Raw genomic sequence first — 26,559 nt, forward strand, 5'->3', positions numbered from 1 at the left:
CGCGGGGCGCGAGGGGGCGGGCGGGGGCGCGCGGGGCGGGATGCCGGTTAGAACAGCAGCGACGCGAGGCGGGTGCGGGCGCGGGCGACGCGAGGGTCGGCGTCGCCGACGAGGGCGAACAGCTCGAGCAGACGCTCGCGCACGGGGCCACGCTGGTCGGCCGGCAACACCGCGAACAGGTCGAGCAGGCGCCCGAAGGCGTCGTCGACGTGCCCGCCGGCGAGGTCGAGGTCGGCGACGGCGAACTGCGCCGCGGCATCGAGGGGAGCCGCCGCCGCGGCATCGCGCGCCTGCTGCGGGTCGAGATCCTGCACGCGCAGCAGCAGCCGCACCTGGCCGAGGCCGGCACGCGCCTGCTCGTCGCGGGGGTTCTCCGCGAGCGCCGCCTCGTACGCCGTGACCGCGCGGGCGTAGTCGCCCGCCTCGATCGCGTCGAACGCTTCCTGATGGTGCGGCGGCAGCGCGGGCTCGGCATCCGTCTCGGCGGCGTCGGCTCCGTCCACGGGCACGGTGCCCGTGACGCCGTGCTGCGCGGCGAGCTGCAGCAGCTGGTCGAACACGTCGCGCACCTGCTGCTCGGGAACGGCGCCGGTGAACAGCGGCACGGGCTGACCGGCGATCAGAGCGACGACCATCGGGATCGACTGCGCGCGGAAGCCCTGCGCGAGCTGCGGGTTCGCATCGACGTCGACCTTCGCGAGCACGACGCGGCCGGCGAGCTCGGTGACGACCTTCTCGAGGATCGGGCTCAGCTGCTTGCAGGGGCCGCACCACTGCGCCCACAGATCGACGACGACCGGCACACTGCGCGACAGCTCGAGCACCTGGCCGAACGTCTCGTCCGTGGCGTCAAACACGAGCGAGACGCCGGATGCCGCCTCGGCCGGCGCGGGAGCGGCGGCGCGCGACCGCAGCGCGGAGAGGTCGACGGCGCCGCGCAGGACGGCACCGGAGGTCGGGTCGGTCACTACGGGACCACCTTCGCGTCGAGGACGGAACTGGAAAAGCCGAGCAGCTGGATGCGCTTGTTCGAGCTCTGCGCGGGAACGAAGAAGAACAGCTGGTCGGCGAAGGTCGTCGTGAACCCGGTCGCCGACTGCGTCACTCCCGACAGCGTCTGCACGATGGGGTTGGTGTCGACCTTGATGACGGCATCCGGATCGGTCGGTGTGACGGTGTCGCTGTCTGTGACGGTGACGACGACGATCGCGCCCGAGTCGAGTGTCGCGAGGGAGATCGGCGCTGCGTCGCCCGCGGCGGCCGAGAAGGCCATCTGCCCGGTCTGGGCGCCGGTCTCGTTGAACGCCGCCAGCCGGTCGGCCCGGCTCGTGGCCACGAGCGCACGGAAGGGGTCGTCGTCGGCGTCGAACAGGCTCGCATACTCGCTGTCGTCGCCGTTGGTGAGGATGTCGGCGTACGCGCCCGCCAGCTGGTTCGGGGCGAGGGCGAGGAACGGCGAGTCGGGGTCGATCGCGATGGCGCCGACGGACGGCGGCGCGAGGTTCAGGGCGGGCCCGCCGGCCAGCTCGGCGATCGCATTGGCCTTGTATGGCGACCAGGGATCCTCCTGCGTCACGCTAAGGATCACATCCGCGGTGGAGGCGCCGGTGCCCACCACCGCGAAGAAGGTGCGCGGCCAGCCGTCGAACGCCTCCGGCAGGATGATGCTCACCGGCGAGCTGGGGATGGCGGCAAGCGGCGTGTGATCTGCGACGTCGCGCAGCTTGTAGTCGGTGACGCGCGTGGCGAGCGCGGTGCCCGACAGGCGCACGGCCGCCGCCGCCGGGTCCTTCGCCTCGTCGGCCGCGGCGACCTGCTCCGACACACGCGCGAGGATGCGCTCGGCCTGACTCTGGGTGACGGCCGGGCTGCCCTGGTCGTCGGGCACGATGACCGTCGCCGACGGCGTCGGGGTCGACGTGCCGGCCAACTGCGGCCAGGCATCGGCCGAGCATCCCGCGAACAGCAGCGCCGAGACCGCGACGGCGGGCACGGCGACCACCGCGCGCCGTCCCCGCGAAAGCTGCCGCCGCGTCGGGGCGGCCGAGATGACGCCCTTGTCCGCTTCCTCGACGGACAGGTCGATCGGCTCGGTCGCCGGCAGCGGCAGCCCCTTGCGGCGCGGGCCGCGCGCGCGGCGTGCGTGGCGCACCCCGAGGAAGTAGAGCACCAGCCCGGCCAGCAGCATGAGGCAGCCGCCCACGATGAGCGGGCCGGCCCAGGGCGTCGTGGCGCCGGTCGGCCAGGTGACGCTCACGTTGTGCGGCGCGGGCGCGACGCCGTCTGTCGCGACCAGCAGGCTCATGTCCTCGGGCAGCTGGAGCGGGGTGATCAGCACGTCGTCCTGCTGGAACTCGTCGAGCCACAGGTCGGATCCGATCGGGCTGAGCGGCGTCGCCTCGGTGGTGGCATCGGTCTGGCCGGTGCCGTCGGTCTGCGCCACCGGCGGGTTCTCCGCGGCCACCGCGGTCGACGTCAGTCCGTCGTCGCCGGTGGTGACCCAGGTGTAGTCGGATGCCGTCAGCCACGCCTTCAGATCGGACGTCCGGCCGTACGCCGCGAAGATCGTCCCGTCTTCCTGCACGCGCAGCGTCTGCGCGCCGTCGTGACGGTTCAGCACGGCACCGTCGATGAGGACATACGGCGCATCCCCCGTCACCGAGAGGGACTCGCTCTGCGTCTTCGGACCCTGAAAGACGGTCCGCTGTGCGATACCAGCGCCGATCATGACGGCGGCGAGCACGAAGGCCACCACGGCCCAGACGAAACGCACGAACGACACCTCTCCACACTGCGATTCGGGCTCGCAGTACACACACTCGACATCCCAGACTAGCGAAACGACCTGAATGTCGCCCGGGAGGGCACGTCGTATCCCGCCCCGAGGTCGCCCCTGCGTATCCTGGCATCACACCGACACGCCTCAGCACAGGGAGCACCGTGAAGATCCAGCATCCATTCCGGACGGCGCTGGTCGCGACGCTCGGCGTCGGCGTCGGCATCCTGCTCATCACGAGCGTGCAGAGCCTGTCGACGATTCTCCTCTACGTCGGCACGGCGCTGTTCCTCGCACTCGGGCTCGACCCGATGGTGAGCTGGCTCGTGGGCCGCGGGCTGCCGCGGTGGGCGGCGCTCCTTGTGACCTTCGTCGCCGTGCTCGCCGTCTTCGTCGGCATCATCCTCATCGTCATCCCCGTGCTCGTCGGGCAGATCGCGCAGCTGATCACGCAGATCCAGAAGCTCGTACAGAGTGCGATCGACGGAGACTGGAACCCGGTGGATGCCGTCAGCGAGTGGCTGCACGGCACCTTCCCCGCCCTCGACGTCGACAAGGTCTTCACGGCGATCTCCGACTGGTACGAATCGCTCGACCTCGGCCAGCTCGGCGGGGCGGCCGGCGGCGCGATCCTCGGCATCGGCGCCGGGATCGTCAGCGGCTTCACCGGGGCGATCATCGTGCTGATCCTGACGATCTACTTCACCGCCTCCACCCCGTCGCTGAAGGCCTCGGTGTATCAGCTGGTGCCGGCCTCGAAGCGGGCGCGCTTCATCGATCTCGCCGAGCAGATCACCGCTTCCGTCGGCTACTACGTCATGGGCCAGGTCACGCTCGGCGTCATCAACGGCGTGCTCAGCGCGATCTTCCTGACGATCATCAAGGCGCCCTTCCCCGCCGTCCTCGCGGTCATCGCGTTCTTCTTCTCGCTCATCCCGCTCGTGGGCACCCTCACCGGTTCGGCCATCATCGTGCTGGTGTGCCTCACCCCCGGTCTGGGGTCGCTGCTGACCGCCCTCGTGGCGCTCATCTGGTACGTGGTCTACATGCAGATCGAGGCGTACCTGCTCTCTCCCCGCATCATGAACCGCGCCGTCTCGGTGCCGGGTGCCGTCGTCGTCATCGCCGCCCTCGCCGGCGGCTCGCTCCTGGGCCTGCTCGGCGCGCTCATCGCGATCCCGGTGGCGGCGAGCATCCTCATCATCTACCGCCAAGTGATCATCCCCCGCCAGAACGAGCTCTGACGACTGCGCACCGGCGGCGCGCGCCGCACCACCCACTTCGGTCGCGGCAATCTGCGCGTGATGGATGCCGACACCCACAGATCGCCGCGACTGAACACGGAACCGCGGACCTTGCACACAGGGGTGGAACGCTCGCGGAAGAACTCCGCGGTGATCGCCGCGGCCGCCTCCGGCGACGGCGCCATCAGGCACGCCACCCCTCCACTACCATCCCCGGCCCCACCTGACTCAACCAGAGAGCCCGGACAGGCTCGCGATGCCGTCCCGCGGCAACAGTTGCGCGTCCATCCACTGCCCCGCGATCGAGAACACCCCCATGATCGACGTCCCCGCGCCATTGCCAGTGACCAGCGCATGCCCCTGCAACGACGGGTACGCGAACGTGTTCCCCGACCCGCCCGGCTTCACCATCCCGCCACCGCGCCAGACACACCGTGACCCACCACAACTCGCAGCAGAGGCCCGGGTATCGGCGCAGACGGATGCCGCATCAGCCGAGCGGTAGACGTAGATCATTCGCATGCCGAGATTGAGCCATGAGTCTGTGCCCGCCGACCTGTTCCACAGCCCGGAGTACGCCTCCTCCCCGAACGTCAGCAACCGCCCGATCCCTCGCAGGTCTCCATTGACGCGCCCGATCGAGTCTTCAGACGGCACGGGCACGCCCACCACCACGGCCGGATGTCGGCGACAAGTTCGGCTCGCAGAATCGCATTCTGCTCGAGGCAGTCCAGCGTTCGCCGTGTCTGCACTGTGCGGTGCTGGTCATGCTGCCCCCGGGGACATGAGTTCATCGCCGTCGATGACGACCTTGACACCGCGGAGCGCGCGTAGCGCGTCCATCGAGTCGATCGACGTCACCGCTGACAACGTCAGCTCGCGTAGCCCGGTCGCCGTCGCAAGTGCCGCGGTGCCTCTGAGTTCGCGGATGCCGTCCAATCGCAGAACGCGCAATCTCTTGATGTGCGCAACCGCCGTCAGATCCAATGTACGCGGGCCATCGATCGACAGTTCACGCAAGCTGGCGGCACCTTCAAAGGCGGTGAGAGACTCGAGTTCGGTCGCGCCGAAAAGGATGACGGACTCCACGGTGGGAGGGATGCGGCCCAGTCTCCCGTCCGTGGCCGGGTCGAAACAGACTTCCCGTAGGCGCGGCAAGGTGAGGACCGATTCCCGGCCGTGAAGGGCCCCTCGTAGAAGCGGAGATTTTTCAACGCTGACAGATCCACATCTCCGGCTCCAGTGGACAGGAGCGAGAGTTGAGTGAGACTGGTCAGCGTCGCGATCCTCGCCGGATCGACCCGGCCGTGAATCCACAGGGCGCGTAGTTCCGGCAGACTGTTGAGAAATGCGAGGTCGCGGTGTTCTCGCGGGATTCGCCGCAAAGCCAGCCCCAGCCCGTCACCGGCGATCTGGGCCATCTCTTCGGGGGTGGGAATGCGGCCGTCGAATTCGGCAAGCGGCGGCCCGCCGTCGACAATCGGGCGCGATAGCACGAGGCGGTCGCGAGGACGCCGAGGGGATCTTCGATCGTTACGGGCTAAAGGCCCAGCGGTGCGCGAACCGGATACATCCACAGTTCTGCCTCGTCGGAAGTTGACCCAGCCCGCAGAGATGAAGATCCCAACGCTCACGACGAATGTGAGCGCCACCCTCTCCCATCCGTACCCCATCGCCAGGACGTAGACAGGGACGCCAAGTGCAACGTACGGGTACGGTCGCACCAAAAGCCAACGCAAGAACCTCACTTCGCCGACCGCCAACGGTCGACGCGCACAGTCATGGTGTAACCGACGAATAGCGCGCTATCTGCCCAGCTGTACACGGTTGCGAAGCGATTGGTCATTCTTTGCACAGTGTTGGCCACGGCAGTATAGGTGTTCTGGATAGCCGTCCTTGCAGCAGCGCGCACTGCAGGCGGAACCCGCAGTCCACTGAGAGCGTTTGCTGCCTTCGTAACGCCAACGGCCGATATCACCCTCGCGGCAACTCTGCCGAGAGCTCCCACCCCACCTCCGATCAGTAGCGGCGCCGCAGCTCCGAGCGCACCATCCACGTCGTTATTGGCGAGCCGAACTGTGGCCCGCACAACAGTGATTCCAATACTGACACCAGCGCACAGGGCACAGCCAAAGAGCCCCGCAACGGCGAGCACGCCCGCAGTAACATCGGCGATCTCGTCGATGAGCGCCCAATCAAGCTCGTCTCGTCCCGTGAGGTCGTTTTTCCCGATGGGGTCGGTGGGCCAGACGTAGTCGTTGTCGACGCCGCCTTCGACGGGGTCCACGCTGGTGAACCTGCCCAACACCGGCACATACACGCGGGCGCCCATCTCCACGACCAGCGTCGCCCCGGCCGTGTCTGCGACCTTCAACGCACCCTGATGCCACCCCGACCTGTCGCCTGCCACCTGATCATCCGCCGCGACCGTACCAATCGCCCGCGTCGCCGCATCCAGCGGCTGCCCAAACGGGTCGAACAACAACACCCCCGTGATCGATGTGGCCGCCCCGTCGCCGGTGACCAGCGCATGCCCCTGCAACGACGGGTACGAGAACGTGTTCCCCGACCCGCCCAACGCCACCGTCACCCCACCGGGCAACACCACCGACCGCGACACCGTCCCACCCGTGCTCTGCGCCCACGCCAGATCCGACGACCCCGCATGCAGAAACCGGGTCTGCACCGCCGCGGATCCCGGCTGCGTCACCGTCCGCGACACCACCCGACCCGACACATCCCGCCCGATCACCACCGTCGCATCATCCGCCGTGGACGGCGTGCCCACCCCGTACGTGGTGCCCACATGACGATTCGCCGAGTCGTAGACGAACACCATGTCGCCCAGCCGGGTCAGGTTCCCCCGCGCGTCGTAACCGATCTCCGCCGCACTCAACCCGTCCGCGACCGTGTTCGCCCCCGCCACCGGGTTCGTCACCGCCACCGGGTTCGTCACCGTCGACGACGTCAACCGGTCCGCCCAGTCGTAGCAATACGACGTCGACGTCGTCACCGAGGTCGACGACCCCGCCGGAGTGAACACGTCGACCATCCCGGTCCGGTTGCCCGACGCACCGGCGGCGGTGTCCACTCCACACTTCGAGCTCAATCGGATGGATGCCATCGCGCGCCAGGCTATCCGCGTGGTCTCAGCCCTGATCCACCGTGGTGGTTGGGTTGTGGACCGCGTGGCGTGAAGTGAAATGTCCTTCTGGTCTGGGAAAATGTTGATTGTCTAGATCAATGTTCCGCAGTCCGGAAGGACATCTCGTAAGTGAAAGCATCTCACGGTATCGCTCCGGTGTTCGATGACCGGAACCTCGTGTCGCACGCGGGCCTGGTACCGGTGCTGGAGCTGGCCGAGAAAGCGGGCCTGACCGAGCTGGTCGAAGCGTCCTCGACGCTTCCGGCGGCGAGCGTGGCGATCAAGGTCCGCACGATCCTCGGCGGGATGCTCGCCGGGGCGGACAGCATCGACGATCTTGGCGTGCTGCGCTCTGGGGCGACGGCCCGGGTGCTCGGGCAGGTGCGGGCGCCGTCGACGATCGGCACGTTCCTGCGCTCGTTCACCCATGGTCACGTCCTGCAGTTCGGGAAGGTTAACCGGGTTCTGTTGCGTCGCCTGTTGGGCGAGGTTCCCGCGTTGTCAGGGACGGAGGGCGGGCTGGTGTTGGTGGACATGGACGACACGATCCGTGAGGTCCACGGTTACCAGAAGCAGGCCGCCGCGTTCGGATACTCCGGGGTCCGCGGGCTGAACGCACTGGTCGTGACGATCACAGGGCAAGACGCGGCCCCGCTGGTCGCGGAGGCGTCGCTGCGGCGCGGGAACGTCCGCTCCGGCGACAACGCCGCCCACCACCTCGCCCGCGCGCTGACGACGGTGAGGGAGACAATGCCGCGGCGGCGGGTTCTGACCCGGGCGGACTCGGCGTTCTGCACCCACGAGAACGTGACCGCCGCGGCCCGAGGCGGGGCGTGGTACTCGTTCACGATCCCGCAATGGCGCACCGTGCAGGCCGCGATCGCGGGCATCCGCGAAGACGCATGGACGAAGATCAAATACACGAACGCGGTCCGCGACGAGGACACCGGCGAATGGATCAGCGACGCCGAGGTCGCCGAGGCTCCGTTCACCGCGTTCGTGTCCCGACCCAAAGACGAGCACATCGCCTGCCGGCTGATCGTGCGCCGCGTCAAGCGCCTGAACGTCAACGCCGCGCAGGGGCAGGAGACGCTGTTCGACACCTGGCGGTATCACGCGTTCATCACCAACAGCGACCTCGACCAGATCGAGGCGGACAAGCTCCACCGCGGTCACGCGATCATCGAGCAGGTCATCGCCGAGCTCAAGAGCGGCCCACTCGCTCATCTGCCCTCCGGGAAGTTCACCGCGAACCACGCCTGGCTCCAGCTCGCAGTCATCGCTCACAACCTCTCTCGCGCCGCAGCCACTGCCGCCGGCCTCGGCAGAGCACGCATGGCGACGCTACAGCGCACCATCATCAGCACCCCCGCAAGACTCGCCTCGACAGGGCGGCGGCTCGTGATGCACCTGCCCACGCACTGGCCCTGGGCGCCAGCATGGGCGCTGCTCTGGGCGACCGCGACCGACCCGCCACGCACGGCAACGCCCTGACCACCCAGCCCATGACGGGCGCGACCGGAGCCGAAGTGGAAGAGCCAGAGCACCAGCTGGCAGCACCCGCACGCCCACAAAGGCCACCACTGAACCAACACCAGAGTCCCACCCCGTCAAAACCGACACGGTGGATCAGGGCTCAGAGCGGCCAAGCGCTTCATCTTGCCGACTTGCGACGTTCATCGAGGTAGTCGCGAAGCCTGTTCAACATGCGGTTCCTGGCGCCCATTCCGAAGACGAATGCATCGATTCCCGTCGGCCTGATCTGCCACCACACCTCATCACCATCCGTTCCCCACGCGTCCAGAAACTCGACCGCTTCGTACTGGGGATCCCCCGCACCGCGGGACCATCGTTCATGCAGCATTCTGAGCACGACCAGCAGCCATCTCTGACGGGCAGGTGACCCAACAAGCACCTTGACGTCGAGACCCTCGAGGATCAACCTATCCACGTCCGAATATTCATCGGGCAGAAGGTATGAAAGCGAACGCTGGGTCGTTGACTGTCGATACCCTGCAACACCACGCATTGTTTCTATACGTACGATCCAGTCAGAGGAAAGCAGACCTAGAAAGTAGCCGAATCTCAAGTCAGCCAGAGTCAGCGTACGCAGATCGAGCACCTTCAAAGGGTCAAAACTTATACCGCCGACTATGTCAAGCGAGGAGATCATGCGGTCGAACGCGCGAGCATCAACGGGATCGATCATCGTGCCCGCTCAAACAGAGAATGGACCAGGTAACCGCGCCCGACGACCCAGTTCTGAGTCCCTGCATATCCATTCACAGTAGCGCGCACCGTCACACTCAAGCCCACGGTATTTGTCCGCAGCGCCACTACGGGACGGACGGCTCCCTGGGTAAGAATGCGTGGCTGAACCCACGCGCCGATTCGGTGAAATGGGTCAAACTTGGTAACAGCGCTACCTAGTGGCGCTGCCCTTGCAATGACGCGCGATGCAGCGGCCCGGATCCCGGTAGTGATGCCGCCGCCGCCGACTGCTCCGAGTTCTGCGCTCAGTGCCAGCCCTCCAACGCTGAACCTGTCTGACCACCCGTCGCGGGCGAGATACGCGGCGGCGCCTGCGGCGACGCCGATCGCTGCTGCGCCGACGACCCCGCACACCACGGTTGCTGCACAAGCGATAGCGCCGGCGATCCCAGCAACAACTGTGAGCCCTTCAAGCCATCCACGCCATTCTTCTGCCATCCCGGTGAGGTCGTTTTTCCCGATGGGGTCGGTGGGCCAGACGTAGTCGTTGTCGACGCCGCCTTCGACCGGGTCCACGCTGGTGAACCTGCCCAGGGCCGGCACATACGCGCGGGTACCCATCTCCACGATCAGCGTCACCCCCGCCGTGTCGGCGACCTTCAACGCACCCTGACAAAGAGTCGACATCGACACGCACCTCACACTGCTCCGAACATCACGCCGGATGCCGGTCGCGATACGCCGTCTTGACGAATTTCACGAGCGTTGGCAGAACTCGTTTTGCATTGAGGTCGGCGAGAAGGTCGGCCCGCAGAGACGGATCCCCCTCGAGCCCCTCCAGAATCGTACGACGATCCTGGCTATCCCAATCCAGACCCGCTTCAGACGCCGCTTCCAGATCCCGCCGGGCAGTCATGAGATCCTCAAGCAGCAAGTCCAGGATCACCACGTCGAAGTACGCTCGCAACTCTCCTGCCTCGACCGCGCGTCGCAAGACTCGCTTCGCGTCCTCCACGCGAGCCTGCGCTACATAGACATCGCTGAGTTGCCAACCGCTCGCCGGGTTCAACCGGGCTGCGTGAGAAAGGCGCTTCTCCGCCTCCGCGACGCGCCCCTCCTCCAGATCTAGCATGCCGAGATTGACCAGCAGGCTCACGTGGTCGGGGAACAACGGCAACGCCGCCTCATAGTCACGCCGCGCCGCGACCGGATCACCTGCCTCCTCGTATGCCAGCCCGCGCCACGCCAGCGCCTCGGGATCACGGTCGACGACCGCACTGTACGCCGCAATCGCGCCCTGCCAATCATCCTGCTCCCCGCGCACAAGCCCCAGGTTGAGCCAAATCCAGACTCCCGCATCCGCGAGCGCCACAGCCTGCTCCAACAGAACCTGCGCTGCCACCAGGTCACCGTTCTCGTACTCGATGTAGGCGCGATCGGCAAGGTCATCAGCCGCCGAGGCAGTTTCCGACGTTTGGTCGTCCCGTTCGCCGTGCCGCGCACTCACCGGAGCCTCCTTCACTCCTCGTCCTTCGGTCTTGAGCAACCCCAGTCCCAGAGCTGACGTACTCCGTAGAAGCGACTTGTCGCGATCACTGCAACAGGGGTAAAGATCGCGATCGTCAGCAGCCGCTGCCACCACTCGAACGGTTGGATGCCGCCCAGGAGCACGCAGACGATGCAAGCCAGCCCAGAACTAGACGAGAAGAATCTGCAAAGTCGGGTCTTCACTAGACTGCCCTCCAGCCCAACAAGTTCGCCACTCGCGTACCACCGTAGGTGATCGTCGAGGCGGCAGTGTACAACGTCGCCGCAACTGCGACGTGCTGAGCGCCGCCGATACGCAGCCCCCAGCTTGCCGCGTGTTGGCTACTAAATTCACTTCGGGCTGCCTTCTTCTCGGCTTTGGTTATGCCAGGGAGGTTCCGGAACTTGATCCCCTCCCTGAACGCATTCCCCGATGCAGTGATCGTTCGTGTCACGAGCCGGCCCGCACCGGCCGAAGCGATATCGAGTACGCCCATTAGCGCCCCCTGAACATCGCCCGCGATCGCCTTCTGGATCGTACGCACGCCGGTAATGGCAAGCGACGCTCCCAGGCAGACGGCACAACCAAACATGCCAGCTATCCCGAGTACGAACGCCGCATCGTCCGCGACCGCGCCCCAGTCGACGCCGCCACTTGCGTCGCACCAGATGAGGCAGCGCCCGGTGAGGTCGTTTTTCCCGATGGGGTCGGTGGGCCAGACGTAGTCGTTGTCGACGCCGCCTTCGACGGGGTCCACGCTGGTGAACCTGCCCAACACCGGCACATACACGCGGGCGCCCGTCTCCACGACCAGCGTCGCCCCGGCCGTGTCTGCGACCTTCAACGCACCCTGATGCCACCCCGACCTGTCGCCTGCCACCTGATCATCCGCCGCGACCGTACCAATCGCCCGCGTCGCCGCATCCAGCGGCTGCCCAAACGGGTCGAACAACAACACCCCCGTGATCGATGTGGCCGCCCCGTCGCCGGTGACCAGCGCATGCCCCTGCAACGACGGGTACGAGAACGTGTTCCCCGACCCGCCCAACGCCACCGTCACCCCACCGGGCAACACCACCGACCGCGACACCGTCCCACCCGTGCTCTGCGCCCACGCCAGATCCGACGACCCCGCATGCAGAAACCGCGTCTGCACCGCCGCGGATCCCGGCTGCGTCACCGTCCGCGACACCACCCGACCCGAGGCATCCCGCCCGATCACGACTGTCGCATCATCCGCCGTGGACGGCGATGCGCCCAGACTGCGACCGGGTCGCCCTGTCGGTGATGCCCGTCGCAGATGGGAAGGTCCACTGCTGCTCCACGAGCCGTCCGGCACCGTCGCGGACCACCGCCGCCAGTTGCGACCCGCCCAGGTACGCCACTGACGCGAGCTCCTGCTGGCCCGTGTACGACACGGCGGCCAGCACATCGTTTCCGTTCATGACCTCCGTGAGCTTCCCATCGACGCCACCGAAACGCTTTCTCCCGATTCGCCCGCTCCACCAGGTCTCGTGCCGGTCGCGTCACGGGTCACGACGACCCGTCCGTGCACAGGTCTCCTCGTCTTGCTCATGCCCGCGTCGCTCGGTTACGGGGTGGCGTGGTCTGCGAAGGCGCGGCGGAGTTGCCGTTTGTTGAGGAACAGCTTGTCCAGTGCGGCCCTCACGTTCTGTGCGACCTCGGTGTTGGGGGTGATCAGCACGACCTGTTCAGCCTCGGAATCGAATTGGACCAGCCGGGTCGACACCCACTCCGGGTGAGTCTTCCCGAGGTATGCGGAGATGACGTCCTCAATGTCGCCGGAATACACCTCCGCGTCCTCGTCGCCGAGCTGTCCGGCCAGCCAGTCGAAGGCAGTGAACGCGACCTCCACGACCTCTTCGCCCGCACGAATCTCGAACGGGCTCTGCTTCGGCTGGGGCGGCGCTTTCGCGTACCAGCGGGGTTTGGACGCCGCGGCTTCCGCGAACTCCGGGGTAAACGCTTTACCACTTCCGCTGAAGACCTCCACGGGCACGGTCAGAAGCGCATTGAGGTCATCGATCTCGGCCACATAGTTGAACTCCAACCACTCCAACCGGGGACACGCACGCAACGCCTCCACGCCACGCACCCTGCGGGTGCGGAAGATCCTCAGCTTGGTCAGTTCCGACAACCCCGCAAGGTACGACAGGTCAAGTTCTGCCGCACCGTCCAACGCAAGGTACTCAAGCGCGGGCACCTGTTCCAGAACCCGCAGATCGATTCTCGACAGCTCGAGGACCAGTTCCGTCACCGTCGGAGACACCACCAACGGCTCCCGCAACGCGAACCGGCGCCCTCCCGGCATAGACATGACGGAGAAGCTCTCCAACTGCGGCGCACGCCCAGCCGAAACCATCGCCGGACCGCACACACCCGCCTCCCTCAAGTTCGTCAGATGAGACAGGTCAACCTCGTGCTGGGTGGAGGCCACAGTCAGCAACATTGCGCTGGTCATGTGTGCGACCAGCTCGACGTTGTCGTGCTCGTCCATCACCGCGCGGCAATCCAGGCTGCTCAACCGGGCAAGGCCTGCATCCCCGAGTCGCGCGTAGTCGAACCAGACCCCGTAGGGGATGTAGATGCCCATCCCGAGCTCCGCAGCCTGACGTACCTGCTCCCAGGTCGGCTCCAGCCCCGCCCACTCGGGAGGAAGTTCCAGCTTCGGCGGCAACGCGCCGTCGAGCATGTAGTGCGGGTACCAACACGAGTAGGGCACGAGGTCCTCTGGAACCCCCCACCTCCGCAACTCCTCGACCTCATCATCAGTCCAGTCCCACCACTCACCCATCTCGCGCTCCCTACCGACAGAACCTTGTGCTCACCGCAGTTTGTTTCGGATCATCCCGCTGCTACCCCCAGCCAGCATTCCGCCCACGCCACCCCGACCCCCACCCCCGGAGCTTCCACCGACAGAGGTCTTGTTCGTTGGCGCAGCCACCTTGAACTCTGGGGATACCCCTGCGACCGCATTGATCGCATTCCTACTGCGCGGATCTCTAATCCCGTCCTTGTTGTAGACGCTGTGGATTACCCCTTGCTCGACCATACGGACCCTGCCGGATACTGGCATCCAGGCGACGTACTGAAGATACAGTTGCATCCGGCCCACCGTCGAGGCGCCGCGTCCATGCTGAAACAGGCGCTGACGAATATCTCCACTCATCCCGACGTACATCCCGCCGCCCTTGAAGTACAGGACATAAACCCCTTGGACACCTGGCGGAACGGGATTCTCCCAGTCGTCATTCTCGAACTCGCCGGTGAGGTCGGCTGATCCGATGGGGTCGGTGGGCCAGACGTAGTCGTTGTCGACGCCGCCTTCGACGGGGTCCACGCTGGTGAACCTGCCCAACACCGGCACATACACGCGGGCGCCCATCTCCACGACCAGCGTCGCCCCGGCCGTGTCTGCGACCTTCAACGCACCCTGATGCCACCCCGACCTGTCGCCAGCCACCTGATCATCCGCCGTGACCGTGCCGATCGCCCGCGTCGCCGGATCCAGCGGCTGCCCGAACGGGTCGAACAGCAACACCCCCGCGATCGACGTGGCCGCCCCATCACCGGTGACCAGCGCATGCCCCTGCAACGACGGGTACGAGAACGTGTTCCCCGACCCGCCCAACGTCACCGTCACCCCACCGGGCAGCACCACCGACCGGGACACCGTCCCACCCGTGCTCTGCGCCCACGCCAGATCCGACGACCCCGCATGCAAGAACCGGGTCTGCACCGCCGCCGACCCCGCCGGCGTCACCGTCCGCGACACCACCCGACCCGACACATCCCGCCCGATCACCACCGTCGCATCATCCACCGTCGACGGCGTCCCCACCCCGTAGGTGGTGCCCACATGACGATTCGCCGAGTCATAGACGAACGCCATGTCACCGAGCCGGGTCAGATTCCCCCGCGCGTCGTAGCCGATCTCCGCCGCGCTCAACCCGTCCGCGACCGTGTTCGCCCCCGCCACCGGGTTCGTCACCGCCGACGACGTCAACCGATCCGCCCAGTCATAGCAATACGACGTCGACGTCGTCACCGAGGTCGACGACCCCGCCGGAGTGAACACGTCGACCATCCCGGTCCGGTTGCCCGACGCCCCGGCGGCCGGGTTCACCCCACACCCGCCCGAAGCCGCGAACTGATACGTCAGCTGGTGCCCCGGAATGGCCGCCGACACCAACCGGCCCGCCGCGTCGTACGTGTGCGTCGACGTCCAGCTCGACGAACCACGCGTGACCTGTTCCTGCACGATGCGCCCCGACTGCGACCGGATCGCACTGTCGGTAATGCCCGTCGCCGACGGGAAGGTCCACTGCTGCTCCACACGCCGCCCGGCACCGTCGCGGACCACCGCCGCCAGCTGCGACCCGCCCAGATACCCCACCGACGCGAGCTCCTGCTGACCCGTGAACGACACGGCGGCCAGCACATCGTCTCCGTCCTTGACCTCCGTCAGCTTCCCATCGACATCGTACGAAAACGACATCACCGACGCTGCCCCGCCCGCGGGCATCGTCGTCGACGACACCAACCGGCCGGTGAGACTCTGATAGGCGTTCACCGTCACCGTGTCCCACACATCGACGTATTGCACGACCCGGCCCAGCAGGTCGGTGGTCGTGGTCACCGTCGACCCATTCGGCGAACCGGCCACCGCACCGTCCGACACCGTCAGCGTCGACTGCCCCGTCGCCGACACCGCGTAGCCGGTGACCACGGTGCGCGTGCTCACTCCCGCAGGCCCCGCGATCGTCTGCTGCGTCACGCGGCCGCGCGCGTCGTACGTCGTGCACGACCACTCGGTGTCGCCCGAGACCTTGGTCCCCACCGTGCGGCCCCAGGTGTCGTACGCGAACTCGGTGACCACCGGCGACCCGGTCGCGGGAGTCGGTCCCGTGATCGACTTGACGAACCCGAACTGTCTCGTACCAGCCGGAATGTCACAGACGTTCGGAGCGGTCGCCGTGTCACTGTAGTACGCCGTGACCGTCTCCGCGGTCGCCGAGGCGCCGGTCGTCGTGCCCGCCGGCAACGTGCGGCCCAGACGACGCAGCCAGCCCGACGCTCCCGGCTGCTCGTAACGCACCGCCGTTTTCACCGCCAACCCCGCCGGATCTACCGTCGAAGCGGTCGCCTGCCCAAGCCAGGGATGCTGATACGTGAACTCGGCCGTCACCGACGGCGCCGACGCTCCGGCGACGCTCGTGGCATCGTCCACAGTGGTCTGCGTCACGAGCCCGTAGTCAGGACGCAGCTGCGACCCGGGGATCGTTACGAACGAGCCCGACCCGGGCGCCTTCCAGCGCAGGTGCAGTTCGGCGCCGTTGGCGCGCTCGAAGTACTCGATGCGGATGCGCCGGGTCTCGCCTTGATCCGCGTGGAAGGTCGTGCCCGTCGCGTCGGTCGGGCTCTGCGGCACCCACCGGTCGATGTTGATCACGTCGTTCAGCCACACCCGCACACCGTCATCGCTGTTGGTCTGCAGCGTGTAGTCGCCCGCGGCGCTGAAGGTGATCAGCCCGGTCAACCGCACCGACCAGTTGTCGACGCCGATCGCACCGCCCGGCGACCCAGTCCCCCAGTTGCGGTCGATGTTCCCGCCGGTCCCGCCGACGCCGAGCGCGAACAGCGTCGGCTTGCCCTTGAGGTCGACGTTCGGATAGAACGCGGCCTGCAACCCCGGCATCCCGCCATCGTAGACCGTGGAGGTGTGGGCAGGAACGATCAGACAAGCACTGGTCCCGGCCGGGTTTGCGACGGGCCTGCGATTCGCGCCGAAGCATGCAGCCGGCGCCGGGCCGTACACGTCCGTGGCCCGATCGGTTGCCGGGTCGTAGATCGTCGTGGAGACCCGGCCCGCCCCGTCGGTGCTCGACAGCACCAGATCCTTCAGCGGATCCCACGTCTGCGTCGCCGTCACCAGCATCGCCGACGTCGCCGACAGCTGCCGCCAGGCGCTGTCGTAGGTCACGGTGCTCGCGTTGCCGGTAAGACCCGCCACCTGCACCGTCGTCGAGCCGGTGCCGTATGTGAACGTCTTGCGCGGCCGCTCCGTCGCGGTCAGGCCGTCCGGCGCCGGCAGTGTGACCGTCGCGACCCGGGCCTGGGCGTCGTAGGCAAGCTGTGTCGTCGACGCGTCCGACACCGCGAGCCCGGCAGCGACCGCGTCGTTGGCGGTGGAGTCACGGATCGTGGACAGAAGTCCGCCGCTGTACCCGAACGTCGTCGTCTCCCGAGGCGATCCCGGGTCTTTGATCATCGCCAGCTGCTTGTCCGCGTTGTAGAACAACTCCGTGACCGAGCCATCGGGGTAAGCGATCTTGCACAGCATGTCGGCCGGAGCCTTTGCGTAGCCCGCGCCCTCAGCCTGGGGGCACACGGACTGGACCCCGTCCTGATAGGTGAACACGATCGATCGCGCAGCGTTGCCCGCGCTGTCCTTCGACACGGGATCGTCGATCCCCGTCGTGACACCCCGCGCGTCCAGCACGGCAACCGGTGCCGCCGGTCGCTGTCCGTCGGCCACAGCAGTCGACGACTCGACCTTGCCCTCTTTGCTGAACTGGTAGACGGTGCCGTCCTCGTCGGTGAACACGACCAGACCCCCGGTGTTCAGCGACACGACGCCGAACTCACCGCTCGGAGGGGTGAACCCGCCGGCGCTCGCGCGCCGATACGTGTGCGTCTTGCCGGTGACGTCGGTGAGGACGACCGCCGCGTCGGTCAGCGTGGCCGACGCCCAGCTCGACGCCGCCCCGGCGATCGGAGCCGACGCGGACCACCCCCGGGAAGCACGGGCACCTTCTTGGTGAACCAGTCCGGAGGCACGACGAACTGCTGCCCGCCGACCGACACCCACAATTCGGCGACGGCGTCGTTGGCGCGTTCGTAGTACTCGAACCTGATCGGTAGAGCCCCACCCGGGAAAGTGCGAGTGGTGCTGGAGTCCCACGTCACCACCGCCGAGGTTGGAACCCAGTTGTCCACGATCTTCGTATTGTTCACCCACAGCCGCGCACCGTCGTCCTGCCGCACGCCGAACCGCACCGGCTGGCCGACGTACTGCGAGGGCAGGGAGACGAATCCTGTCCAGCGTGCGAGGAAGTAGTCGTTCGGAACGGCTTCCGCCGGCGATGCCGAGCCCCAATCGAACGATACGGACGGGTCGGTGCGCACGAACAGCGGCGTCTTCCCTGTCAGATCGAACGTGGTCGGTATCACGCCGTTGTCGCGCGCGTCGAAGTACTCGCCCAACAGCCCGCGGTCCGCGTCCTTGACCTCCTGGCTGTTGTAGGTGAACGACATTCCCATCGGGCCGCCGACAGTCTGCACTACCGGCGATGAGAACGACAGGTTCGCGTTGCCGTTCGCGAGATTCACCGTCACCGGTCCTGCGCTGTCGAACGGAGACGGACCCGAAGAACCCAGCCGCAGATCGACCTTGAACGTCTTCTTCCATGTGTTGAAGACGTTCGGATCCTTCCCGTCGTGAGTTTGCACGAGCCACGTGTACACGCCGCCGTCATGGATGGTGCCGGAGGGCACCTGCCAGCGCGCCTTCCCGTCGGCATCCGCTGTCAACCATCCCGAGGTGACCACCGCCCCCGACTTCCCGTCGGACCCGGTCGCGATCTTGAAACGGTACTTCATCGGCCCCGAACCTACCGAATCGGTATCCGCGACGCCGTCCACCTGGAGTTGCGGAGTCAGCGTCGTCAGCGTCTGCGGCACCCCGGTCTCCGTGCCCGGCGACGCGGATGCGGCCGGCGGCAGTGGAACCTGATTCGTCGTCAACGCGCGTGCTGGGCTGTAGCGGACCGTGTTCTGCCCGTACCAGCCATTGTGGTCGTAGTCGTACACCGATGCCCGCCAGTAGTACTGGGTGCCCGGGCGAAGCGTGTTCTCCGGAACGGTCCACGTGCTCGTCGTCAGCCACCCAGAACTTGCGACGATGTTGCTCATCGCCGAGTTCGTCGACACTTCGAACCCGTACCGCAGGGCGCTGCCGGACGGGTTCGACGCCGACGAGGTGAGCGTCGGCGTGACCGACGCACCGGTCACCCCGGCGGCCGGCGACGCCGCGGCCACCGAGGCGTATCCCCAATACTGGATCCAAATGTCCGCGTCCAGTTGCTTGAACGAGTACGAGACACCCTCGTTGCCACGCAGCATCCACGCGGGACGGTCGCCGACAGCGAACCGGTCGACCAGGCGCTGAGCGACAGCGGAATCACTGGTATCCGTCCATCCCGACCCCACAGCGACGCTCGTGAGGCCCGTTCCGATGCAGTTGTAGCCGAAGCACGACGCGTGACTGACCGTCACGGTCTGCGTCGTCGTCGTGCCGTAGTTCGCGTATCCGACCCCGATCTGCGCGCCCGCGATGAAGTTCCCGGGGATTGCTCCGTAATCGATCGGGAACACCGACCGCCAGGACTTATTCGGCGACTCACCCGTCGTCCCGGCGTACAGCACGTTCGACGCAATCGCGCCGTCCGACTTGTACGCGTTGCGGCTCGTGAGGCCAGCGACCATCGTCGGATCGATGCGCACGGGGTACACGCGCGCCTTCGCCGACAACCACGACGCATCCGCCGACACCGTGTATCGCCAGACGCCGTCACCGGCCCCTTTCACGATCATCGCCGTCAGCGGCTGGATCGACGGACCCGACGTCGCCGTCACTGGTGCGGAGTCCATCGCCAGCGGGCTCGGCACGGTGATCACCACGTCGCCGTCTCCGTCGACCAGCTCCAGAGTGTTCGACTCTCGGATCAGCCGCGGCGTCAGGTCGCCGGCATCCACTCGCCACGACCACGAGCTCTTCCCCCGCGCAGGAGGCGAAGCGAGCACCACCGTCTCCTTCACGGCATCCCGCTCGATCTGATACTCCAGATCGACGCCGTCGGCGACGCCGCGGTACGCGAGCCGGTCCCACTCATCCCAGAACCAGAACGGAGACTCCATGCGCCCGGCGTCGGCGCCCACCAGCGCGAACGACACCTCGTGGCCGTCGCGCGTGACTGTCACCGCATCGTCCGCGTCCGCACCGCTCTGGAACACCGGGCGCAGCGGGTGGGCCTCCACCTGCCATTCGTCGCCCGCACGCTCGACGTCGGTGTCGATGTCCACCCACTGGCCGTCGTCGGTCTTCACGTTGATCGGGGTCTGCGAGATGCGCCGCACCCACGACCCGTCGTCCGTCTCGAACGTCGTCACCGTCTCCGAGCGCGACACGACCTCCAGGCCCGACTGGTCGACCTCGCCATCGAGGCGCTTCGCCGCCGCCGACACGGGCGCCGTCATGTCGACGACCGGGTCGGTCGGCAGCATCTCCGGCCCCGGCAGCTCGCCGGTCGGCACCTCCGGCTCGTCCGACGGCACCGGATCACCGGGCAGCGCCGGAAGATCGCCGACATCCGCGACGATCTCGCTCTCGTCCGCCTCTCCCGGCATCGCCACGGCCGGATCGGCCACCAGCATGCCGACCAGCAGCGCCCAGACGGCAACAGTCGACACCCCAGCAGAGCGCACCCAACGAACCACAAGAACCCCATCCCGCGAATCGAACCGCGTCGAGAGACGTGTCCCGCGCCCGGCAGGCACTCAGTATATGCATAGGGTTCGCATAAGGTATAGAGACGAAAGTCGCAAAAGTCCGTAGCCCGAGCAACCGTCGTCCCGCACCCCTCTGCGCATGACGAGACCTCGCTCAGACCGCGTCGCCGTCCCACTCGACCGGCAGCGGCAGGGCGTCGGGGGCGACGGCGGCGACGATCTCGGTGAGCACGCGGCGGGTCTGGTTCTCCCCCACCCACAGGTGCTTGCCGCCCGCGACGGCGACGAGCGTCGCGTGCGGGATCGCTGCGAACCGTTCGCGCGCCTCGTCGGGGCGCAGGTAGTCGTCGAACTCCGGCACGAGCACGATGACCCGACGGTCGTCGCCCGCCCAGGCCGCGACCTCCTCCGCGGTCGTGCGGTGCAGCGGCGGCGACAGCAGGATGACGCCCTCGATGTCGTGGTCGCGCCCGTACTTGAGCGCGAGCTCCGTGCCGAACGACCAGCCGACCAACCAGGGATGCGGCAGAGCACGCTCGCGGACGAAATCCATCGACGCCGCCACGTCGAACGCCTCCGCACGCCCGCCGTCGAATGCGCCCGCGCTCGTCCCCCGCGGCGAGGTCGTGCCCCGGGTGTTGAACCGCAGGACGGCGAGATCCGCGAGGGCGGGCAGGCGCCCGGCGGCCTTGCGGAGAATGTGCGAGTCCATGAAGCCGCCGGCCGTCGGCAGCGGATGCAGGGTCACCAGGGTCGCGACTGGCGCATGCTCGACGGGCAGCGCCAGCTCTCCCACGAGGGTCAGCCCGTCGATCGTCTCCAGCTCGATGTCCTCGCGGCGCGCGGGCAGCAGCACCGGCCCTCTGATCTCCACTGCGCTCCTAACCGATCCGCCAGCACGCCGTGTGCCAGTGCCGTCGGGCCGCGAGATCCGCGGCATCCCCGAGCACGCCGTCTGCCCGCCAGGCCACGACGTGCGCGACGCCCGGCGCGATCTGGTGGCGGCATCCGGGGCACGTGTACGACTTCTGCGCCTGTGCGGCGCCGACCGGCTGCACCGTCCATTGGGCGCCGCCGCGGGTCTCGCTGCGCTTCCAACCGGTCAGCAGCCGCTCGAAGGAGTCGTCGGAGGGCTCCGGCTGCCGCCGGTTCGCGCGCGGCACTCAGTACCAGCCGCTGGACTGCGAGTGTCCCCACGCGCCGCACGGCGTGCCGTAGCGTCCGGAGATGTAGCCGAGACCCCACGCGATCTGGGTCGCCGGGTTCGTCTCCCAGTCGGCGCCGGCCGAGGCCATCTTGTTGCCGGGAAGCGCCTGCGGGATGCCGTAGGCACCGCTGCTGCTGTTATAGGCGTTGACGCGCCAGCCCGACTCCTTGTTCCACAGCGCGACGAGGCAGGCGTACTCGTCGTCGCCCCAGCCCTGCGCCTGAACCATCGCATAGCCAATCGCCTGCGCCGTGCCGGGGTCGGGTGCGACGAACGGCGGCGACCAGCTCGAGGTCGTCGTGGCGACCACCGCTTCCGGCGTCGGGGTGGGCTTCGGGGTGACGTACACCGAGTAGACGACGTCGTCGCGCCCGAGGCCGGGTGTGGCCTCGGAGGCCGCGAGATACTTCTGTGCGTCGGCGATCGTCGACGCGTACAGCGACAGCGGATCGAGGTCGGCGGCCTGGGCCGGGGTGGTCGCCGCCGTCAGCGGCCCGACATACGCCGCACCTAACCCGAGCACGGCGAGGGCCGCGAAGACGCCCACGACGCCGCGGCGGCGCGACCAGCGCGGCGTCGGCTGCGCAATACGCGGGCGTGCGGAGGCACGCGTCACGGGCGCCGGTGTCGTGTCCTGGCGCGGCGACAGATCCTGAGGGGCGGCCTTGTCGGAAGTCACAGTGACAGCGATTCTACCCGGGTCCGGGCCGCCGTGCCAGGCGAGCGCCCGGCGGGCGCCAGGCGAGCGCCGAAACCCGTCGGCATCCCTCATCGAAAACAGGAGATCGTTCCGGAACAGGACGGATGCCGCCGATTTCGTCCTGTGCTGGGTGAATCTCCTGTTCTCGGGCGCGGCGGCATCAGACGACCGCGAGCATGACCTCGATCGTCGCATCGAGGACGGCATCCACTTGGGCCTCGCTGTAGCCCCGGCGCTGCATCCGGAAGGCGACCGAGCGCACCTGGTCGACGCTCACCGGGGCCCCGACTCGAAGAACGCGGCGATCTTGTCGGCGACGAGGTCGACCTCGTCGATGCGATAGCCGTATCGCAGGAATCCGGCGCGCCGGAACCGCTTGCCCTTCGGGCGGGTGAGCCGGTCGAGCACCTCCTGCGCCAGCTGGCGCGACTGACCGACCCACGCACGGGCTCCGGCGCGTGAGAGCGCCCGCTCGCGCTCGCGCGCCGCGAACGCGTCTTCGATGCGGCCGAGCGCCGCATCGACGGCCGCGACCTGGTAGCCGCGCTTGACGAGCGGGAAGGCCACCGTGCGCACCGCGACCGAATCCACGTCGGAGTCGTCGTCGGCTTCGAACGCGTCGCGGGCGCGCGCGAGGAACTCGTCGACGAGGTCGGTGCGGTACCCGCGGGTACGTCCCGTCACGAGAGGGAAGGGCGCGGCGTCGGTCGCCGTCGTGGTGGTGTCGGTCATGTGCTCACCATCGGGAAGAAGACGAAGTACAGCGCGAGGGCTGCGGCGGAGGAGGGCAGAATCGAGTCGAGCCGGTCGAGCACTCCCCCGTGGCCGGGCAGCCAGGAGCTCATGTCCTTGATGCCGAGGTCGCGCTTGATCATGGACTCGCCGAGATCGCCGACGGTGGCGCTGCCGAGAACCACCAGGCCGAACACGACACCCACCCACCACGGGACGTGCAGCACGAAGAGGGCGTACACGGTCGCCGCGACGACGGCGAGCACCGCCCCGCCGGCGAAGCCCTCCCACGTCTTCTTCGGGCTGATCCGCGGGGCCATCGGGTGCTTGCCGAACGCGAGGCCGCTCGCGTACGCACCGGTGTCAGCGGCGACGACCGCCAGGAACATCCCCAGCAGCCAGTATTCGCCCTGGTCTTGCTGCAGCAGCACGAGGGTGAAGCTCGCGAGAAGCGACACGTAGATCACGACGAAGCCGGCGACGAGCACATCGCTGATCACCTCGCCGTAGCGCCGGCCGTCGCGCGCCGCCATCTGGGCCACCATCCGCCAGATGATGACGGCGGCCACGCACGCGATCGTGAGCACCCAGTGCACCCAGTGCCCGAGGAAGTAGCCCACCAGCATGATGATCAGGCCGGCGGTGAGCTGCGGGACGATGTCGACCCGTCGTCCCGCGGCCTGCAGGGCGCGGGAGAACTCGAAGATGCCGAGCAGGCACACCGGAATCGCGAAGACGAGGAACAGTGACTTGACGAACAGCAAGCTCCCGAGCACGACCGCTCCGATCGCCAGCCCGATCAGGATCGCGAGCAGGAGATTGCGTCCCGTGCGCGCATTGATCCGCTCGTTGACCTCTTCGAAGTCGGCCCGGGCCCGATCGATCTGGTGCTCGAACTCGCTGCGCGCGGCACGCACGTGCGCCTGGAAGCTCGACTCCGACTCCGCGGGCTCACCCGACTGCACGGCGGCGAAGATCGGCGTCTCGGCGGAGTCGGTCGAATCTGGCGCACGACGCGCCTCCCGCGCCTCGGCGCGGGTCAACGGCGTGCCGTCGCCCGAGTCGGGATCTGCCTCGGTCATGACCTGCCTCAGACCTCGAGAAGCTCGGCCTCTTTGCGCTTGAGAGCCTCGTCGATCTCGTCGACGTGCCCGCGCGTGACGACGTCGAGCTCCTTCTCCGCGCGCACCAGGTCGTCTTCGCCGACCTCGCTCTTGAGCGCGTCGAGTTCGTCCTTCGCCTTGCGACGGATGCCGCGCAGGTGCACCTTGGCATCCTCGCCCTTCGAGCGCACGAGCTTGACGTACTCCTTGCGGCGATCGGCGGTGAGCTCGGGCATCGTGACACGGATGAGGTTGCCGTCGTTGGTCGGGTTGACGCCGAGGTTCGGCATGTCGCGAATCGCCTGCTCGATCGCCTTCAGCGCCGACTTGTCGTACGGGGTCACCACGAGGGTGCGCGCCTCGGGGGTGTTCAGCGACGCCAGCTGGGCGAGGGGTGTCGGAGAGCCGTAGTAGTCGACCAGGATCTTCTGGAACAGCTGCGGGTTGGCGCGGCCCGTGCGCACGGTCGCGAAGTCGTCCTTCGCGGCCTCTACGGCACGGTCCATGCGGGCGGTCGTGTCTGCCAGGATCTCGGCGATCACGGTCACTCCATTCGTCGATGCGTCAGTTCGAGTCTAGTTGGGCGGGCGCCGCCGTTCGCGTGCCGCCCGGGCGTCACACCGTGACGAGGGTGCCGATCGCGTCGCCCAGCAGGGCACGGGTGACGTTGCCCGCCGGTTCCATGCCGAACACGCGCATGTTCATGCCGTTGTCCATGCAGAGGCTGAACGCGGTCGAGTCGACGACCTTCAGTCCGCGCTGGAGCGCGTCGAGGTAGGTGATCTCGTCGATCTTGGTGGCCGCGGCATCCTTCTTCGGATCGGCCGTGTAGACGCCGTCGACCCCGTTCTTCGCGACCAGCACTTCGACGGCGCCGATCTCCAGCGCGCGCTGGGCGGCGACCGTGTCGGTGGAGAAGTACGGCAGGCCGGCACCGGCGCCGAAGATCACGACGCGGTTCTTCTCCAGGTGCCGCTCGGCGCGCCGCGGGATGTAGGGCTCGGCGACCTGCGTCATCGAGATCGCCGACTGCACGCGGGTGGCGGCCCCAGCCTGCTCGAGGAAGTCCTGGAGTGCCAGTGCGTTCATGACCGTGCCGAGCATGCCCATGTAGTCGGCACGCCCGCGGTCCATTCCGCGCTGGCTGAGTTCGGCGCCGCGGAAGAAGTTGCCGCCGCCGACGACGACGGCGATCTCGACCTGGTCCACGGCGGCCGCGATCTCGCGGGCGATCTGGCTGACGACGTCGGGGTTGACCCCGAGGCCTCCCCCTCCGAACGCCTCACCGGACAGCTTCAGCAGGACGCGGCGGCGTCGGGTGTTCTCGTCGATCACGGAGGTTCCTCTCGTCGGATGCAGACTATCGAAAGCGCGCGCGGAAAAGGGGTCCGCATCCGAGAATGCGGACCCCTTCGCGGTCTTACGCGCCGACCTTGAAGCGGGCGAAGTCGGTCAGGGTCAGACCGGCGTCGCCGGCGACCTTCGCGACCGACAGCTTGTTGTCCTTCGCGTAGTCCTGGTCGAGCAGGGCGACCTGCTTGAAGAACGCGTTCACCCGGCCCTCGACGATCTTCGGCAGGGCGGCTTCGGGCTTGCCCTCGTTGCGGGAGATCTCGGTGACGATCTCGCGCTCCTTCTCGACCTCGGCGGCCGGCACCTCGTCGCGGGTGAGGTACGAGGGGTTCGCGAACGAGATGTGCTGCGCGATGGAGCGCGCCGTCTCGGCGTCGTCGCCCGTGTAGGCCAGGACCACGCCGACCTGCGGCGGCAGGTCCTTGTTGGTCTTGTGCAGGTAGATCTCGAACTTGTCGCCGCTCAGCGTGCGCACGCGACGCAGCTCGACCTTCTCACCGATGATCGCGGCCTCGTCGGAGATGAGGTCGGCCACGTTCTTGCCCTCGGCATCCGCGGCCAGCGCGGCCTCGACCGAGTCGGCGCCGACGGCTGCCGCAGCGGTGAGCACCTTGTCGGCGAGGGCGATGAAGCGCTCGTTCTTGGCGACGAAGTCGGTCTCGGTGTTCAACTCGATGATCGTGACCTTGCCGTCGTTCTCGGCGGCGGCGACGAGGCCCTCGCTCGTGGAGCGGTCGGCGCGCTTCGCGTTGCCCTTCGCGCCCTTCAGGCGCAGGATCTCGACGGCCTTCTCGAGGTCGCCGTCGGCCTCTTCGAGGGCCTTCTTGGTGTCGACCATGCCCGTGCCGAGCTGCTCGCGCAGGGCCTTGATGTCGGCGATGGTGAAGTTGGCCATGGGTGGTGGCTCCTTGCTCGTGAGTTCTGGTGGGATGCCGATGCGGGACCGCCGCGCTCGTGGCGGCGATCCCG

Annotated in this window: 24 protein-coding genes; 2 read left to right on the plus strand and 22 right to left on the minus strand. The window is 67.6% G+C overall.

Annotated elements, in window-relative coordinates; genetic code table 11:
* Positions 1-47: 47 nt before the first annotated feature.
* Entirely contained in the window at positions 48-968 is a 921-nt protein-coding gene (locus tag QM720_RS13035) for a tetratricopeptide repeat protein (protein WP_415127184.1), read from the minus strand.
* Complete coding sequence (locus QM720_RS13040; protein ID WP_415127186.1) at positions 968-2,773, minus strand: glycosyl transferase; 1,806 nt, start codon at positions 2,771-2,773, stop codon at positions 968-970. The genes QM720_RS13035 and QM720_RS13040 overlap by 1 nt, the downstream gene beginning before the upstream one ends.
* A gap of 167 nt (positions 2,774-2,940) precedes the next feature.
* On the opposite strand from QM720_RS13040, the gene QM720_RS13045 reads away from it, so the two are divergent.
* Complete coding sequence (locus QM720_RS13045; RefSeq protein ID WP_415127188.1) at positions 2,941-4,020, plus strand: AI-2E family transporter; 1,080 nt, start codon at positions 2,941-2,943, stop codon at positions 4,018-4,020.
* A 228-nt stretch (positions 4,021-4,248) separates the two neighbouring features.
* On the opposite strand, the gene QM720_RS13050 is transcribed toward QM720_RS13045, so the two are convergent.
* From QM720_RS13050 to QM720_RS13060, 3 genes are all read right to left on the minus strand, one after another.
* Positions 4,249-4,695, minus strand: a complete 447-nt coding sequence (locus tag QM720_RS13050; protein WP_415127190.1) for a hypothetical protein — start codon at positions 4,693-4,695, stop codon at positions 4,249-4,251.
* 90 nt (positions 4,696-4,785) lie between these two features.
* Positions 4,786-5,109 carry a hypothetical protein gene (locus QM720_RS13055; RefSeq protein ID WP_415127192.1) on the minus strand — a complete coding sequence of 108 codons (324 nt, stop codon included), beginning with the start codon at positions 5,107-5,109 and terminating at the stop codon, positions 4,786-4,788.
* A 655-nt stretch (positions 5,110-5,764) separates the two neighbouring features.
* Positions 5,765-7,111 (minus strand): hypothetical protein, encoded by a 1,347-nt coding sequence (locus QM720_RS13060; protein ID WP_415127194.1) that lies wholly within the window; start codon positions 7,109-7,111, stop codon positions 5,765-5,767.
* 183 nt (positions 7,112-7,294) lie between these two features.
* Between QM720_RS13060 and QM720_RS13065 the strand changes: the two genes are divergently transcribed.
* Positions 7,295-8,659, plus strand: coding sequence for an IS1380 family transposase (locus QM720_RS13065; RefSeq protein ID WP_415124034.1), 1,365 nt, complete (start codon positions 7,295-7,297; stop codon positions 8,657-8,659).
* 160 nt (positions 8,660-8,819) lie between these two features.
* Here the strand turns inward: QM720_RS13065 and QM720_RS13070 are convergent, their stop codons facing one another.
* The 17 genes from QM720_RS13070 to tsf all read right to left on the minus strand — a co-directional run bounded on the left by QM720_RS13070 (position 8,820) and on the right by tsf (position 26,485).
* Positions 8,820-9,374 carry a hypothetical protein gene (locus tag QM720_RS13070; protein WP_415127196.1) on the minus strand — a complete coding sequence of 185 codons (555 nt, stop codon included), beginning with the start codon at positions 9,372-9,374 and terminating at the stop codon, positions 8,820-8,822.
* Positions 9,371-10,069: a hypothetical protein gene (locus QM720_RS13075; protein ID WP_415127198.1), complete on the minus strand. Its 699-nt coding sequence runs from the start codon at positions 10,067-10,069 to the stop codon at positions 9,371-9,373. The genes QM720_RS13070 and QM720_RS13075 overlap by 4 nt, the downstream gene beginning before the upstream one ends.
* A 22-nt stretch (positions 10,070-10,091) precedes the next feature.
* Complete coding sequence (locus QM720_RS13080; RefSeq protein ID WP_415127200.1) at positions 10,092-10,883, minus strand: tetratricopeptide repeat protein; 792 nt, start codon at positions 10,881-10,883, stop codon at positions 10,092-10,094.
* A gap of 223 nt (positions 10,884-11,106) precedes the next feature.
* Positions 11,107-12,126 carry a hypothetical protein gene (locus tag QM720_RS13085; protein WP_415127202.1) on the minus strand — a complete coding sequence of 340 codons (1,020 nt, stop codon included), beginning with the start codon at positions 12,124-12,126 and terminating at the stop codon, positions 11,107-11,109.
* Positions 12,127-12,136: 10 nt separating this feature from the next.
* Positions 12,137-12,349, minus strand: coding sequence for a hypothetical protein (locus QM720_RS13090; RefSeq protein WP_415127204.1), 213 nt, complete (start codon positions 12,347-12,349; stop codon positions 12,137-12,139).
* A 146-nt stretch (positions 12,350-12,495) separates the two neighbouring features.
* Positions 12,496-13,617, minus strand: coding sequence for a hypothetical protein (locus QM720_RS13095; protein ID WP_415127206.1), 1,122 nt, complete (start codon positions 13,615-13,617; stop codon positions 12,496-12,498).
* Positions 13,618-13,749: 132 nt separating this feature from the next.
* Complete coding sequence (locus QM720_RS13100) at positions 13,750-17,559, minus strand: PA14 domain-containing protein (RefSeq protein WP_415127208.1); 3,810 nt, start codon at positions 17,557-17,559, stop codon at positions 13,750-13,752.
* Positions 17,560-17,660: 101 nt separating this feature from the next.
* Entirely contained in the window at positions 17,661-20,456 is a 2,796-nt protein-coding gene (locus QM720_RS13105; protein ID WP_415127210.1) for a PA14 domain-containing protein, read from the minus strand.
* A gap of 193 nt (positions 20,457-20,649) precedes the next feature.
* A complete protein-coding gene (locus tag QM720_RS13110) occupies positions 20,650-21,369 on the minus strand; it encodes an alpha/beta hydrolase (protein WP_415127212.1) in 720 nt (239 codons plus the stop codon).
* A 7-nt stretch (positions 21,370-21,376) separates the two neighbouring features.
* On the minus strand, positions 21,377-21,658 hold the full coding sequence (locus QM720_RS13115; protein WP_415127214.1) for a hypothetical protein: 282 nt from the start codon (positions 21,656-21,658) through the stop codon (positions 21,377-21,379).
* On the minus strand, positions 21,659-22,249 hold the full coding sequence (locus tag QM720_RS13120) for a lytic transglycosylase domain-containing protein (protein ID WP_415127940.1): 591 nt from the start codon (positions 22,247-22,249) through the stop codon (positions 21,659-21,661).
* Positions 22,250-22,562: 313 nt separating this feature from the next.
* Positions 22,563-22,679, minus strand: coding sequence for a DivIVA domain-containing protein (locus QM720_RS13125; protein ID WP_415127216.1), 117 nt, complete (start codon positions 22,677-22,679; stop codon positions 22,563-22,565).
* A complete protein-coding gene (locus tag QM720_RS13130) occupies positions 22,676-23,134 on the minus strand; it encodes a DivIVA domain-containing protein (RefSeq protein ID WP_415127218.1) in 459 nt (152 codons plus the stop codon). Before QM720_RS13130 ends, QM720_RS13125 begins: the two co-directional genes overlap by 4 nt.
* The gene (locus QM720_RS13135) at positions 23,131-24,216 is read right to left on the minus strand and encodes a phosphatidate cytidylyltransferase (RefSeq protein WP_415127220.1); all 1,086 of its coding nucleotides are present in this window, start codon (positions 24,214-24,216) and stop codon (positions 23,131-23,133) included. Before QM720_RS13135 ends, QM720_RS13130 begins: the two co-directional genes overlap by 4 nt.
* A gap of 8 nt (positions 24,217-24,224) precedes the next feature.
* Positions 24,225-24,779, minus strand: a complete 555-nt coding sequence (frr, locus tag QM720_RS13140; RefSeq protein ID WP_415127942.1) for a ribosome recycling factor — start codon at positions 24,777-24,779, stop codon at positions 24,225-24,227.
* Positions 24,780-24,852: 73 nt separating this feature from the next.
* On the minus strand, positions 24,853-25,572 hold the full coding sequence (gene pyrH, locus QM720_RS13145) for a UMP kinase (protein ID WP_415127222.1): 720 nt from the start codon (positions 25,570-25,572) through the stop codon (positions 24,853-24,855).
* A gap of 85 nt (positions 25,573-25,657) precedes the next feature.
* A complete protein-coding gene (gene tsf / locus QM720_RS13150; protein WP_415127224.1) occupies positions 25,658-26,485 on the minus strand; it encodes a translation elongation factor Ts in 828 nt (275 codons plus the stop codon).
* Between the last annotated feature and the right edge of the window lie 74 nt (positions 26,486-26,559).

It is taken from the genome of Microbacterium sp. (assembly GCF_047602155.1).
Classification (GTDB): domain Bacteria; phylum Actinomycetota; class Actinomycetes; order Actinomycetales; family Microbacteriaceae; genus Microbacterium.